Below are 14,866 nucleotides of genomic sequence, written 5' to 3' on the forward strand. Positions count from 1 at the left end.
TGCGGGGCTAAGCTTCCCCAAAGAGAAAGGCCAAGAGAGCAAAGCGGCGACCTTTGCGCATGGCCATCACTTCATGCAGTAGCGAGCAGGAGAACACGATCGCCGCCCCTGTAGGTGTCTTGTAGGTCGCCTCCCCAAACTCGGCGAAACGAAGCTCCGCCCCTTCATAATCTTCCGCGTTCAGATTGATCGTTACGGCAAAGCGCCTATGCGCCACCATGGGCAATGTATTGTCCCGGTGTCCATGACGCGAAGCCTGACCTGGCCCTTCATAACAAGCGATGCGATAGCGCTCGTGCCCGGTAACTTTGTAGTGGTAGGCCTTTTTGATTTCCGGCAGTAATCGGCGAGCGATACGCTCGTCGATGAAAGCATTGCTCTTGGGTGAACAGATCCAGTGATCCGTCCGATCCGAACGCCCATAATCGGGTACTTTCATCTTACAGTCGGTTGTTCTGCCCTGCAGCCGGTTGTGTCCTGGCTCCACATACTCATGCCCATCGTTCTCGTAGATGCCAATGAGCTTCCGACAGTCAGCCCTGCTGAGAACATCTGGAACAATCAACGCGGGGGGGTGGATCTGCAAAGCCACGCTTGAGCGCCGCAGATCCACGCGGCCTTCGATTTCCGCAATGACATCAGACAGCGTGTCGGTCGCATGCCCCGCCCACCAGGATGCAAGTATCCGTTGGTTGGGACCTATCACCAGCACCAAGACACTGTCTCCCTTGATCTTGTCCCCTGCTAAGTCGAAGCCCGCCGCCTGAAAAGCCTTACTCTCCGGATCGTGCAGACGTTCGAACGGCAAATCCGCGTGTGCCTTTGAGCCGGGAACAACGTTGAAGGACAGCACCGACAAAGCGAGAAGCCGATCTCGCAACGCTGCCAACTCGGCGAGGACCGGCTGTACCTTTGGCCGGGAAGGGTCGCCGCTTAAAACCAACAGGTAAAATCTGCCCGCATCCGCATCGCCATGCGGGTCGAAAGAGCTGCCGTCGCCACGTTGTAGACGCCAGCGCGGCATCAAGTCTCCAGGCTCAAGCTTGGTCCCGGGTGCGGTTTTTCTATTGCTGCGAGTCATAGTCAATGGGGCCTCTTAACGGGCTGAAACATGAATGCACAATAGAGCAAATGTACCCTGATCGGAGAAGGACAAAAAAAGCGGCTGCCGTTTAAGGCAGCCGCTGAAGTTCCGATGCTCTTCTCACGATCAGCCCTCTTTCCGTCAAAACGGACCCAGAGTACTGGAATCGCGTGCCAGGTAACGCACGACCCAAGATCGACTACTTGCTTTCTCAATCGGGAGGATAGGAAAGCAAACTGGCCTGAAAAATAAACCACTTTTCCTATGGCAAAATCCAGGGAAAACTGTTTGGAAAGGTAAGAAATCTCAACGAGTCAATCGCAACTGCTGTTGCGGACTTCAGCCAACTCCCTGGCCGTCTGCATGACCATGCGCGCCCAGCGATCTGTCATAGCAACGGTATCACGCACGCCTGTCGCCGAAGAGCAGACCGACGTGCGATTGCCGACCCGCTCCACGACTACAGTACCTTGCTCTTGCAATGCCAAAACCTTGCGGCGCACGGTAGGGCGGGAGATTCCGGTGATAGCCGCGATGGTTGAAATATCTACCGGCGCATTGTTCATGCGGCCGAGCCCGACAGCCATCAAAACATAGGTGGTCTCAAGATCGCCGAACTGTTCTTCGAAGAGCGCGCGGGTCCGCAGCCAAAGTCGAGAAAGCAAGAGTCGCTGGGCGTCATCGGGGCTTCTATATATTACATCATCTGAAACCTCGGTATTCTCGGACTCTCCGTTATCTCGCATGTTTTCCCCATTTTAATATCATTTAACAATAGCGGTACTATAGCAGGTCGCGATGTACCGACAAGCCAGCAACAGCGTAAGAATCCTAATTTTGCAATTAATTACCGTAAAAAGCCAAATCGCATGGTCGAGCCCTTCAATGGCGTGGCTCGGCAAACTGCAAATCACAGGGCACGAATATCAGAAAAGAGACCCTTGGTCGGGATCGTCGGTTGATCTGCCTATTGCTTTGTGCGGCGACCCCTCGCCTCCATCCGGGTCCTCATCGCTCACTTCGGCAGCGACATCTTCGGGTGCATCCAACAGCCCTGCCCCGTCGTTCGTCACTTTGTTCACGCGGCTGGAAACAGGGCGTGCGACCCAAGCCTCCTCCGCCGCCGGACGAAGGAGTTGTTGCAGATCGGCTGAACCGCTGGTCGGCCGCAACCACTGATCACAAGCTTCCTGCCCTTCCAAAATCACCGGCATCCGATGATGGACCGGACGCAGGACGTCGTTAGCCCCGGTGGTCACGATGCTGCAGGTTTCCAAAGTAGCCGCTTGCTCTTTTTCTTCCCAGCTTTCCCAAAGTCCAGCGAAGGCGAAGGGTGCTAGATCGCGGCGCTGGATGACGTAGGGTTGTTTCGTGCCGTCTTCGCGCTTCTGCCATTCATAAAAGCCATCTGCAAGAATGAGGCAACGGCGATACCGAAAAGCCGCACGGAATGCAGGCTTCTCTGCCAAGGTTTCGGCGCGGGCATTGATCATGCGCGCGCCTATATCACGGCTCTTCGCCCAAAACGGTACCAACCCCCAACGCAACAAAGCCAGGTGATGTCCCGCAAGCTCCGGATCGGATCGGACGACCGCAACGGACTGGGTTGGCGCGATGTTGTAACGAGGTGCAAGATTAGGGCGCTCGGGAAACCCGAACAGACGACCCAGGCTTTCGACCGGCGAAGTAAGAAGAAAACGACCGCACATAAGTCTGAAGGCTAGAGAAACTGCGGTAATCCGCAAGCCCTTGACGCCGGCTGCCAATCAAAGTTCAATGTTCATGATATGTTCGCATCGACAAAAAACGGTCATATCCGCTACATTTAGGGTCATACGGTTTTGTGATCGCAATATATTGTGCACAATCCATCCATTCCACAGCTGTGGACGAGGGGAGACGAGCGATGGAGAATTCGGCAGTTTACCGGCAAAACGACGGCTTTGAAGGCGCAGATGCGCCTGTGGAAAACCACAAATCCGGCGGTCTGCCTGGAACCGAATCCCCCTCCAAAGCGCCTGTCGAATCCCGCGCCGAATCCCCGGTCGATGCTTCTGAGGAGTTGCAAAACGGATTTGTTGCGCCGGAAGGCGACCTATTCCATGAAACCCGAATCCGGGACGTATTCCAGAACGAGCGCGGCATCGTCGTGCGCATGGACCGAAGCCGTGATGCCAAGTTGACGGCCTTTGGAAAGGCGACGCTGACCGACCGTTATCTTATGCCCGGCGAATCCTATCAGGATCTTTTTGCACGAGTCTCCGCTCACTTCGCAGACGACAGCGCGCATGCGCAACGTGTCTACGACTACATGTCGAATCTTTGGTTCATGCCTGCAACGCCGGTGCTGTCTAACGGCGGCACGAACCGGGGCCTGCCGATCTCCTGTTTCCTCAATGAAGCGAACGATTCGCTGGAAGGTATCGTTGGTCTTTGGAACGAGAACGTTTGGCTAGCAGCGCGCGGCGGCGGCATCGGCAGCTATTGGGGCAATCTGCGCTCCATCGGCGAAAAGGTCGGGCGCAACGGGAAAACCTCCGGCGTGATTCCTTTCATCCGGGTCATGGATTCGCTGACACTGGCCATTTCTCAAGGATCGCTACGGCGCGGCTCCGCGGCTTGTTACATCCCCATCTCGCATCCAGAGATTGAGGAGTTCATCGAGATGCGCCGTCCGACCGGCGGTGACCCGAATCGTAAGGCGTTGAACCTGCACCATGGAATTGTCATTTCCGACGCCTTCATGCGCGCAGTCGAGAACGACGAGGAATGGGCGCTAACCAGCCCCGCCGACAACCACGTTGTTCGCAAGGTCAAGGCGCGCGCTTTATGGGTTCGGTTGCTGACAGCCCGCATCGAAACCGGCGAGCCCTACATTCTTTACGGCGACCACGTGAATCGGGCCATTCCCGAACATCAGAAGCTGGCTGGCCTGTCCGTGAAAATGTCGAACCTCTGTAGCGAAATCACGCTACCCACCGGCCTCGACCACAGGGGTGAGCAGCGCACGGCGGTTTGCTGCCTGTCGTCGCTCAATCTGGAGACTTATGATGAGTGGGAAAACGAAGAAGGCTTGATCGAGGATGTCATGCGGTTCCTCGACAATGTGCTTTCAGACTTCATCGCCCGCGCGCCCGAATCGATGGCCCGCGCCCGCTATTCAGCGATGCGCGAACGCTCCGTCGGGCTAGGCGTGATGGGCTTCCACTCCTTCCTGCAGGCACGTCGGATTCCTCTGGAAGGCGTGATGGCAAAGGTCTGGAACAAGAAGGTTTTCGAGAAAGTTCGCAAGGAAGCCGATGCCGCCAGCATAAAGCTCGCAGATGAGCGCGGCGCTTGCCCCGACGCTGCGGAGTTTGGCATCAAGGAACGCTTCTCCAACAAAATGGCGATTGCACCCACCGCTTCGATCTCGATCATTTGCGGAGGGGCGTCTCCGGGTATAGAACCTTTTGCCGCCAATGCCTTTACACACAAAACCCTGTCCGGGTCATTCGCCGTGCGGAACAAGCATCTCGAAGAGTTGCTGGAGGAAAAAGGTCATAACGACGACCAGACCTGGAGCTCGATCACCATTAACGAAGGGTCCGTGCAGCACCTCGATTTCCTGACGCAAGACGAGAAGGACTGCTTCAAGACCGCCTTCGAGTTGGATCAGCGATGGCTCATTGAATTGGCTGCGGACCGGGCACCCTTCGTATGCCAGGCGCAGTCCCTGAACGTGTTCCTTCCCGCCGACGTGCATAAGCGCGATCTGCACCAGATCCACTTCCAGGCCTGGAAGAAGGGTGTGAAGTCGCTCTACTACTGCCGCTCCAAGTCGTTGCAGCGGGCGGAAAGCTCGATGGGCGACAAGGCGGGCGACAAGACCGCGCTGCCGTTCTTGGGCAAGGTCAACAGCGCCGACCGGCCGGTTGTTGAGACCGTCGCCGCCAGTACCGATTACGAGGAATGCCTGAGCTGTCAGTGAAGATCGCGCGCCCTACGGCGCGGACCTTAGATCACCTATTTGAAGAGAAGACCGACAATGTCGCTGCTTGACGCCGATCCGATTTATAAGCCTTTCAACTATCCCTGGGCCTACGAGGCCTGGCTCCAGCAACAGCGCATTCACTGGCTGCCCGAGGAAGTGCCGCTGGCCGACGACGTAAAGGACTGGCAATACACGCTGAATGATGCGGAACGCAATCTGCTCAGCCAGATATTTCGTTTCTTCACCCAGTCCGATGTCGAGGTGAACAACTGCTACATGAAGCATTACGCGCGGGTCTTCAAACCCACCGAAGTGCAAATGATGCTAGCGGCTTTCTCGAACATGGAAACGGTTCACATCGCGGCCTACTCCCACCTTCTCGACACCATCGGTATGCCAGAAACGGAGTACTCTTCCTTCCTGAAATACAAAGAAATGAAGGATAAGTACGACTACTTCCAGCAGTTCGGTGTTGAAACCAAGGAAGACATCGCCAAGACACTGGCTGTGTTCGGTGCTTTCACCGAGGGGCTTCAGCTCTTCGCTTCCTTTGCCATCCTGATGAACTTCCCACGCTTCAACAAAATGAAGGGCATGGGTCAAATCATCTCCTGGTCGGTGCGTGACGAGACACTGCACACCCACTCCATCATCCGACTTTTCCGCACCTTCATGAGCGAGAATCCGGAGGTCTGGAGCGAAGCCCTCGAAAGCGATCTTTACAAATGCTGCGAGACCATCGTGACCCACGAGGACGCCTTTATCGATCTCGCCTTCGAGCAGGGCGCCATCGAAGGGCTGACCGGCGAAGAAGTTAAACGCTACATTCGCCATATTGCCGACCGGCGCCTAGGTCAGCTCGGCCTGCAGCCGCTTTTTCATGCAGAGAAAAATCCCCTCCCCTGGCTGGACGCAATTCTCAACGGCGTTGAACACACCAACTTCTTCGAGAATCGCGCCACCGAGTACTCCAAGGCCGCAACGCAAGGGAGCTGGGAAGAGGCTTTCGCCTGATCGCTTCGTGGTTTCTTATTAACCAGAGAAAGCAAAAAGGGCCGACCCCTGATAGGAGCCGGCCCTGAGTTTTTGGTGAACGTGAGAGCCCCAAAGCTGGTCAATGAGCCAGATGCTTTTCGATGGAATCCGTTTCCGGGGGAATACCTTCAGATCACGGCATCAACGACCAGCGGTTATTGTAACGCGGGCAGCTGCCAAGATACTCGGAATCTTTGTATAGATTTGTAACACCCTGCTACTCCGCTGTTGCAACGAGGCCTTCATCGGTGCGCGGCTAAGCGCTGCGACCTTAAGCGACAAGATGCACCTGATAGTTTTAGAAGCGCACCCGCCCTTCCACCATTATGGCATGAGATTGCGCTCGCTGCGTGTCAAGCTCGGCAGGCCCTGTTCCTGACAGCTTAATGTCCGGCATTCCGAAGTTGCTGTAGGAGTAGCTGAATTCGGTTGTGAAGGATCCAACCTCGTAATGGATCCCGGCGCCCAATGTGAAGCCAACATTTAATTTGCTGTCATCGAACTTAACTTGATCGTAAGGGCCCATCGTACCGGGGGTAAGACGGGCGAAGCCGTCTGTCTCATCATAATTAAACTGGGTATTGGCGTCGGCGAATACCTTCAACCCGGGAACGATGTCGGGACTCAAGACCTGCACGCCCAAATCAACGCCCCAACTCATAGTGTCCAGCTTGCTATCGTATTGGAACGGGAAGGTCATACCGTTCGTATAGGCGGAAAACATCTCCTGCACTTTGATGTTTCCATAGCTCAGATTTATCGAAGGCTTGACGAGTCCATCTGGCGATCCATGGGCCGACGGCATGAAGTCGAATCCCAAGTAAGTCGATAATCCCAACGTAAAATCGTAATAATCCATTTCGGACATGTAATTTACGTTGTAAAGATCACCGAAGCCCGGCGCCGTGATAAATCCATTTCCGATGGGGCTAATGATCCCAAGCTGGTATCCCATTGCCGAGATATTCTGCGCCTCGAAATTATACTTATGATCGCTCGTTATGATTCCGAAATGCCCCAGGGTGTGAATACCCCAAAGATTCAGCCATGCAGCCAGCCCAAAGTGGAACTTGCTGTACTCATCGTCGATGTCGGGTACGCCAAAACTGCGATCCGTGACCGTACCGCCCAGCTCCAAGCGCAAAAATTGGGAACTCGGGCGCCAGACCCAACCGAACCCGGCACCTGCGTCGACTTGGACGCTATAATCGTCATCTGGTGCCCCAGTATGAAAAGCCGTTGCTTGCCCTGCGAACAGAGAAATCACGGGAATTGCAATTAGTGCCAACAAACGTCTCATCTTGGCCCCCAGTTATTACTTTTTTTATCTATATTTTATTATTTTATTATAATCGGTGGATGATCAAGAACGGGTTATTTGTACTTTTTTGTACTTACCTCCGGCAAACCACCTAGCGCATTGATATTTGGCGCACCCCCTCCCCATCGATACCGCTCATGAAACATCCTCCCGGTAGATGATGGTTTTCCGCCAATCCCGAATTTTTCCGGCGAGCCTGTCATTCATCACGTGATGCAAGCTCTATGAAAGCAGTGGGGCTTCTTGCTAAGCTGGTCATACCAATTGAAAAATCCCTGCTGAGACAGCAGGATAAGCGGAGCCTAGCGCCTTACTGGACCTGCGGGCTCGGCAACCTATCCAAGACAACGGCAGGAACGACAAAGACCATGACGATAAGACCAGACCCACGCTTCACCACGATCGAGCGCGAGCGCGTCGCCGATCGCGTTGCCGAGGAGCTCAAACGCCTGATCACAGGAGGCAAGCTTGCACCGGGTGAGCGCCTGCCTGGAGAACGTCAGCTAGCTGATATGATGGGCGTGTCTCGGGTCTCTGTCCGCGCGGCCTTGCAGCAATTAAAAACACAGGGCCTTGTCTTTGCCGTGCAAGGCGGTGGCACACGGATCATCGCCTCCGCCGAAGAGTTGGATAGTGCTCTCACCCACCTTGTCCAGGCCGATCTATCCAATCTGCGAGATCTGATGGAAATCCGCAGTCATCTGGAAGTCTGGGCCGCCGCCAAAGCGGCAGAGCGTGCCGATCCCGAGGATCTGGCACGCATGCACGATGCGCTGGAAGTCATGTGTGACCCTACCCGGGAACCTCATCACAAGGCGGAAGACGACTATCAGTTTCACTTGTCCATCGCCAAGGCAGCAGGAAGCGCGGTCTATCTGCATCTGATGACAGTCTTGGGCGACGTAATGGAATCGATGCTGGAGTTTCACCGCTTCACTCTCTTGGGTACTGACGAAGAGGATAACCTTCTCTTGGAGCAGCACCGCAAAATCTGCACCTCGATAGAGCAAGGCGATCCGCAGGCCGCCGCCGCCGCGATGGCCGAACACTTGGATCACATCATTAGTTGCTACGCACAGGAAGAGCAGAAAGACGGCAAACCCTCCTCCCGGCGCCTGGCAGGCTGATAGAACATGAACATCGAAACTTCGAGGCCGCCGCAGCGCGGCGCGTTGGGTAGCACGCGAGCTTGGATCGTCTGGGGGATGGGCGCCCTCACCTTCACCTACGCCTTCGTGCAGAGGGTCAGCCCTAGCGTGATGATCGACCAATTGATGGCCGACCTGATGGTCAGCGGCGCCGTCCTGGGCAACCTCACGGCATTCTACTTCTATGCCTATGCGGGATTGCAGGTGCCCGTCGGCATGATGCTCGACCGTTTTGGGCCAAGGCGCATGATCGCCGCAGCCTTGTTGCTGGCTGCGGGCGGCAGCGTGATCTTCAGTCAAGCGACGACCGTGGAGGCTGCATACCTGGGCCGACTCTTGGTCGGCATCGGTGTTGCTTTTGGCTACGTTGGGTCGCTCAAGCTCGCGACGAACTGGTTTCCGCCCAGGCGGTTTGCTTTGTTATCCGGCCTCACAATGGCCTTTGGCATGCTTGGCGGCATTCTCGGACAAAGCCCGGTGGCCGCTTTGGTCGAGTTCACGAGTTGGCGGCAAAGCATGCTTATCCTGGGCATCATCGCTGCAATACTCGCCGTGATCTTCTGGTTAGTGGTACGCGACAACCCGATACGCGAGTACAGCGCTTCAACCGAACCGGGCCCCAGCCCTCTCAAAGGTCTCGGAATTATTCTATCCAAACGCCAGAACTGGCTGCTCGCTCTGACGTCGGCTGCCATGACGGCGCCATTGCTGGCGCTGGCTGGATTCTGGGGTGTCGCTTGGTTGATGCAGATACACGACCTCACACGGGCGGAAGCCTCCGCCGTCAGTTCCATGATGTTTATTGGTTGGGGCTTTGGTTCACCGACCGCCGGCTGGCTTTCCGACCGCTTTGGGCGGCCCAAGATCATCATGCAGTGCTTTATCGGGATAGCGCTCGTCAGTCTTTCGGCCATGCTCTATCTGCCGATACCGACGGCGGCCATACTGGTTCTGCTGGCAATCTCCGGCTTTACCCTGGGTGGCATGGTTACGGGCTTTGCGATGGCGCGGTACAGCAACCCTGTCTCGGTGACCGGCGCAGCTTACGCCTTTGTAAACATGGCGGTCACCGCGACCGGTGCGTTATTCCTGCCGTTAATTGGCTGGTTGCTTGATCTCAGCTGGGATGGGGTGATGCACGAAGGCGTCCGGATTTATGATGCCACGGGCTACACGCTCGGGTTTTCGGTGTTACCTGCCTTCTTGCTCATGGGATTGCTTGCTACCCTGTGGATCAAGGAGGATCGGATCGATGAATCCTGACCTATCCGAACCCAGGACGTTTCTGCGACAGCTGTTCGCCGAAGCATTGGCGGCGGCCGATCCAGGGAAGGTCGTGCCCGCACACCTGCCGTCTAAACCCAAGGGACGCACCGTCGTCGTGGGCGCGGGCAAGGCCGCCGCGGCAATGGGGAAAGCGGTTGAGGATGCTTGGCCAGGCCCGCTCGAGGGTCTTGTTGTAACGCGCTATGGTCATGCCGTCCCCTGTCGCCACATTGAGGTCGTCGAAGCCTCGCACCCCGTACCCGATGCCGCTGGGCGCGAGGCCGCGCGGCGCATTCTAGATCTTGCGCAAGGCCTGGGCGCCGATGACCTTTTGCTCTGTCTCATATCCGGCGGTGGCTCCGCCCTACTCTCACTGCCTGCCGAGGGTTTGACGCTGGAAGATAAACAGGCGGTCAACAAGGCGCTCCTTCGCTGCGGCGCGGATATTTCCGAAATGAACTGTCTGCGCAAGCACCTCTCCGCGATCAAGGGCGGGCGTCTGGCCGCAGCCGCGCATCCGGCAAAAGTCGTCTCCCTGATCATCTCGGATGTGCCCGGTGACGACCCCGCAACCATTGCCAGCGGCCCAACCGTCGCGGATCCGACGAGTTTTTCCGACGCCCGCATAGTTCTGGAAAAATACGGCATCACGCCGCCAACCGCCGTGGCCAAACACATGGCATCAGGACAAGACGAGACGCCAAAGCCGGGCGACCCGCGGCTTGCCGACTCTGAAGTTCGCATGATTGCGGCGCCGCAGGCTTCCCTCGAAGCGGCGGCTGCCTTTGCGCGCAAAATGGGCGTAACCCCCGTCATCCTCGGTGACTCTATCGAAGGGGAGGCGCGCGAGGTTGCAAAGGTCATGGCAGGAATTGCGATGCAGGTACGCAAACACGGTCAGCCAGCCGCAGCCCCCAGCGTCCTGCTTTCAGGGGGAGAAACGACTGTGACCCTGCGCGGCAGCGGTCGTGGCGGCCGCAATGCGGAATTCCTGCTGGCCTTGGCGGTTGCAACCCAATCAACGCCTGGCATCTATGGCTTCGCGGGCGATACGGACGGCATTGATGGGACCGAGGACAACGCAGGTGCGGTCTTTGGCCCCGACAGTTTGTCCCGCGCCGACGCGATGGGGCTTAGCGCCAAAGCCCTATTGGCCAACAACGATGGTTACGGTTTTTTCGAGACGCTTGGCGACCTGATAGTGACCGGGCCAACTCTTACGAATGTGAACGATTTTCGCGCTGTCCTTATTCTGCCAGAATAATAGGCTAAAGTAGGGTTATTCACCGCAAGCGTTCGCAGGGATGTCGAATCACCACCGCGATTGACGTCCTGGTGTCGCGAAACTGAGAAAGAGGCTGCACAGACCATGCGTCGAAACCGCAAAGCCAAAATTGTCGCGACCCTTGGACCAGCCTCGTCCGATGAGGCCATGATCCGGAAACTCTTTATGGCCGGCGTCGATGTCTTTCGGCTGAACTTCAGCCACGGCAGTCACGAAGAACACAAGGCACGCTTTGACATCATTCGAAGCCTTGAGAAGGAGACCGGTCGGCCCATTGCGATCCTGGCTGACCTACAGGGCCCGAAACTCCGCGTCGGCAAGATCAAGGATGGTTCCATGACCTTGAAGCGCGGCGACAAGGTTCGTCTCGACCTGAAGGCAAAGCTTGGCGAGGACGGTGTAATTCCCCTCCCCCACAAGGAAATTTTCGCAGCCCTAGCACCTAAGGCTCCGGTCTTGATGGACGACGGCAACCTACGGCTGGAGGTCATTTCCTGCGACAACACCCATGCGATGGCAAAGGTGATAACGGGTGGCCCCCTGTCGAACCACAAGGGTGTCAATGTCCCCGGTGTCGTTATGCCGATCAGCCCGATCACGACGAAAGACCGCAAGGATTTGCGGTTCGCGCTGCAAATCGGTGTCGATTGGATTGCGCTCTCGTTTGTCCAGCGCCCCGAAGATGTTGCGGAAGCGCGGCGTCTGATTGCCGGGCGCGCCGCCATCATGATCAAGATCGAAAAGCCGCAGGCTGTCGAACGCCTTGAAGAACTGGTTGAGGTCGCAGACGCCGTCATGGTGGCCCGCGGCGATCTTGGCGTCGAGTTGCCGCCCGAAGACGTGCCTGATCGTCAGAAGGAGATCATCGAGGCCTGCCGCCTAGCAGGAAAACCGGTGGTGGTCGCGACACAGATGCTCGATTCGATGGTGGAATCGCCCGCCCCCACACGCGCCGAAGCCTCTGACGTGGCGACCGCGGTCTATGACGGCGCCGACGCCGTGATGCTGTCGGCGGAGTCTGCAGCAGGCAACTATCCGAAGCTGGCTGTGGAGATGATGGATCGCATCATCAAGCGCACCGAGCATTCCAGCTATTACCGCAAGATCATCGATGCGTTGCACCCTCAACCGGAACCAACGGCACCCGACGCGATCTCTCATGCGGCTGCCCAGGTTGCTGCGACATTGGGAGCATCGGCTATCGTCTGCTACACGACATCCGGCTCGACATCGCTGCGTGCCGGTCGCGAACGCCCGCGGGTCCCGATCCTAACCGTCACAGCCAGCCTGGAAACCGCCAGGCGTCTGGCGGTTGCCTGGGGCCTGCATTGCGTTCACACAGCCGACGCACGCAGCTTCTCGGAGATGGTGCAAAAAGCCACACGGCTTGCGGTTTCCGAAGGCTTTGCCCGAAAGGGCGACAAGTTGGTGATCACCGCGGGGGTCCCCTTTGGAACTCCAGGCGCCACAAACATCCTACGCATCGCCTGGGTCGAAGGCTAAAGCGTCACCCGGCCTGATTGGCCGCTGCGGCAATCGCGGCGGCACGCCTTGTGCGCGACGCCCGCAGACTGTCGAAACTGTAGATCGCCAGGGCGGTCCAGATGCATGCAAAGGTAATCAGATGTGCGGTGGTGAATGGCTCGCCAAACAGGAAAACCGCGACAAGTACGATGCAGGTCGGTGCCAGATACTGAAACAGTCCAATCGTGCTGAACCGCAACCGCCGGGCGCCCGATGCGTACCAAATCAGCGGCAATGCAGTTACCGGGCCCGATAGAATCAACAGGAACAAACCGGACCAGCCGGTCTCGCCGACCGTGCCCTGGCCGCCGATTTCGAGAAAGAAAATATACCCCAACGCAAAGGGCGTAAGCAGGACGGTTTCCATAAACAGCCCCTCCATCGACGCCAAGGGCGCAGTCTTTCGAATCAATCCGTAGATGCCAAAAGTGCAAGCGAGTGTGAGCGCCAACCAGGGTACGCTACCAAGCTGAAGGGTCAAGTTGATCACCCCTGTCGCCGCGATGGCGACCGCGACCATTTGGGCACGGTTCAGGCGCTCCCTTAGAACGATAAACCCCAGCATCACGTTGACCAACGGATTGATATAGTACCCTAGCGCGGCCTCGACTGCCTGTCCGCTGGAGATCGCCCAGATGTACGTGATCCAGTTCAGCGATACGAAGATTGCCGCTGCAAGCAGTACAAGGAGCGTGCGGCGCTGCCCGAGGGATCGCCGCAAGCCCGCGTATCGTCGCCAGAAGTAAAGCAGAATACCGACCAGCACCAGCGACCATACTATCCGGTGCGCCAATATCTCCAACGGCGGTATTGCCGATGCCCATTTGAAGTAAAGCGGTGTCACCAGCCCCCAAAACAGGAAAGCGCAAAGGGCGAACGCCACGCCGGTCTTACCTTCGCTTTCCATCACTTAGATTCCGGTTGCAGGTGCAGGCTGTCGTTGCAGTGCCTTATCGGAAATCGGGAAGTGAATCAGGGCCGCAAAAACACCCAAGCCAACTGAAATCCACCAGACCGGTTCGTAACTGCCGTAAAAATCAAAAGAGATGCCGCCCAGCCACGCACCAAGGAAAGCGCCGATCTGGTGACTCAACATCACTAGCCCAAACAACGTGCTCATGTAGCGCGACCCAAAAATGTCACTTACTACCCCCCCTGTCAGCGGCACGGTGGACAACCACAGCAGACCGAAACTGGCGGAGAACAGCCAAACTGCGATCTCGGTCTTGGGTCCCAGTATGAAGAGGGCTATCACGACGGCCCGAGCGAGATAGATACCCGATAAAAGGTTCTTTTTCCGATACTTACCCCCCAGAACACCCGCCAGCAGCCCGCCGATGATATTAAAGAAGCCAATCAACCCCAACGCGGTCGCGCCGATCATGCCGGTCAGATTACAAGTCAACAGATATCCCGGTAGATGAGTGGCGACGAAGGCAACGTGAAAACCGCACACAAAAAAGCCAATGGTGAGAAGCTGATAACCTCGATGCCGTCCGGCCTCGCTGATCGCAGCCTTCAATGAGGATGGGCCGTGCTCAGCCTGGTGGCTTCCCGCGCGCCCCTTCAAAGCCGCAGCCATCGGCACAATCAATAGCGCCAATGCAGCAAGCACCAAAAGCGCCCCAAACCATTCCAGGCTGCCGATCAACTGCTGGGTAAATGGCAGCAGCACAAACTGACCGGCCGATCCGCCGGCAGAGGCAAATCCCAGTGCTCTCGCGCGCGTTTCCGGCGGCGTCAAACGTGCCACGGCACCCAGCACCATTGGGAACCCGCAGGCGGCGACAGCCATTCCGACGAGGATGCCGCCACCGAAATGTACGCCGGCTTCGTTACCCATGAAGGCCATCGTCGCCAAGCCGACAGCATAAAGCAGACCGCCGCCAACCAGCATACGCGCGGTGCCGAAGCGATCCGACATGGCCGCCATGATCGGTGTTGCCAGACCCCAAAGAAGATTCTGGACCGCCACCGCCAGAGAGAAACTGCCAACGGAAATACCAATCGACTCGTTCATCGGTGTGATGAACAAACCGAATGTCTGGCGGATACCCATGTTGAGGCTCAGGACAACGCCTGCGCAAAGAATCACGACAAGTGGTGTCCGCCAGGAAGACTTGCTGCCATCTACTATGTTCATCGCCGCATTCTAGAATGCAAATGGATGCGCGCCACCTGTTTCATCAGCATAGGGGGGCTGCAGGAAGAACAGGGCTAAGGCAAATCA

Annotated in this window: 12 protein-coding genes; 6 read left to right on the plus strand and 6 right to left on the minus strand. The window is 57.0% G+C overall.

The window, feature by feature from the left end; genetic code table 11:
• Window positions 1-7 precede the first annotated feature (7 nt).
• The 3 genes from FHR98_RS04895 to FHR98_RS04905 all read right to left on the minus strand — a co-directional run bounded on the left by FHR98_RS04895 (window position 8) and on the right by FHR98_RS04905 (window position 2,850).
• Window positions 8-1,081 carry a 2OG-Fe(II) oxygenase family protein gene (locus tag FHR98_RS04895; RefSeq protein WP_183415514.1) on the minus strand — a complete coding sequence of 358 codons (1,074 nt, stop codon included), beginning with the start codon at window positions 1,079-1,081 and terminating at the stop codon, window positions 8-10.
• Window positions 1,082-1,398: 317 nt separating this feature from the next.
• Window positions 1,399-1,830, minus strand: coding sequence for a helix-turn-helix domain-containing protein (locus FHR98_RS04900; RefSeq protein WP_183415515.1), 432 nt, complete (start codon window positions 1,828-1,830; stop codon window positions 1,399-1,401).
• Window positions 1,831-2,010: 180 nt separating this feature from the next.
• Entirely contained in the window at window positions 2,011-2,850 is an 840-nt protein-coding gene (locus tag FHR98_RS04905; protein ID WP_221205726.1) for an SOS response-associated peptidase, read from the minus strand.
• 389 nt (window positions 2,851-3,239) lie between these two features.
• On the opposite strand from FHR98_RS04905, the gene FHR98_RS04910 reads away from it, so the two are divergent.
• Window positions 3,240-5,054: a ribonucleoside-diphosphate reductase subunit alpha gene (locus tag FHR98_RS04910; protein ID WP_437126612.1), complete on the plus strand. Its 1,815-nt coding sequence runs from the start codon at window positions 3,240-3,242 to the stop codon at window positions 5,052-5,054.
• Window positions 5,055-5,111: 57 nt separating this feature from the next.
• On the plus strand, window positions 5,112-6,071 hold the full coding sequence (locus FHR98_RS04915) for a ribonucleotide-diphosphate reductase subunit beta (RefSeq protein ID WP_183415517.1): 960 nt from the start codon (window positions 5,112-5,114) through the stop codon (window positions 6,069-6,071).
• Window positions 6,072-6,390: 319 nt separating this feature from the next.
• Here the strand turns inward: FHR98_RS04915 and FHR98_RS04920 are convergent, their stop codons facing one another.
• Window positions 6,391-7,392 carry a hypothetical protein gene (locus tag FHR98_RS04920; protein WP_183415518.1) on the minus strand — a complete coding sequence of 334 codons (1,002 nt, stop codon included), beginning with the start codon at window positions 7,390-7,392 and terminating at the stop codon, window positions 6,391-6,393.
• Window positions 7,393-7,781: 389 nt separating this feature from the next.
• On the opposite strand from FHR98_RS04920, the gene FHR98_RS04925 reads away from it, so the two are divergent.
• The 4 genes from FHR98_RS04925 (at window position 7,782) to pyk (ending at window position 12,615) form a co-directional block, all read left to right on the plus strand.
• Window positions 7,782-8,540 carry a FadR/GntR family transcriptional regulator gene (locus FHR98_RS04925; protein WP_221205727.1) on the plus strand — a complete coding sequence of 253 codons (759 nt, stop codon included), beginning with the start codon at window positions 7,782-7,784 and terminating at the stop codon, window positions 8,538-8,540.
• A 6-nt stretch (window positions 8,541-8,546) separates the two neighbouring features.
• Complete coding sequence (locus FHR98_RS04930) at window positions 8,547-9,824, plus strand: MFS transporter (protein WP_183415519.1); 1,278 nt, start codon at window positions 8,547-8,549, stop codon at window positions 9,822-9,824.
• Entirely contained in the window at window positions 9,814-11,091 is a 1,278-nt protein-coding gene (locus tag FHR98_RS04935; protein WP_183415520.1) for a glycerate kinase type-2 family protein, read from the plus strand. The genes FHR98_RS04930 and FHR98_RS04935 overlap by 11 nt, the downstream gene beginning before the upstream one ends.
• A gap of 105 nt (window positions 11,092-11,196) precedes the next feature.
• A complete protein-coding gene (pyk, locus tag FHR98_RS04940) occupies window positions 11,197-12,615 on the plus strand; it encodes a pyruvate kinase (RefSeq protein WP_183415521.1) in 1,419 nt (472 codons plus the stop codon).
• A 4-nt stretch (window positions 12,616-12,619) separates the two neighbouring features.
• Here pyk and rarD read toward each other — a convergent pair whose 3' ends face one another.
• Window positions 12,620-13,543: an EamA family transporter RarD gene (gene rarD, locus FHR98_RS04945; protein WP_183415522.1), complete on the minus strand. Its 924-nt coding sequence runs from the start codon at window positions 13,541-13,543 to the stop codon at window positions 12,620-12,622.
• 3 nt (window positions 13,544-13,546) lie between these two features.
• Window positions 13,547-14,779 (minus strand): MFS transporter, encoded by a 1,233-nt coding sequence (locus FHR98_RS04950; protein ID WP_183415523.1) that lies wholly within the window; start codon window positions 14,777-14,779, stop codon window positions 13,547-13,549.
• Window positions 14,780-14,866 lie beyond the last annotated feature (87 nt).

Source organism: Limibacillus halophilus (genome assembly GCF_014191775.1).
Lineage (GTDB): Bacteria > Pseudomonadota > Alphaproteobacteria > Kiloniellales > CECT-8803 > Limibacillus > Limibacillus halophilus.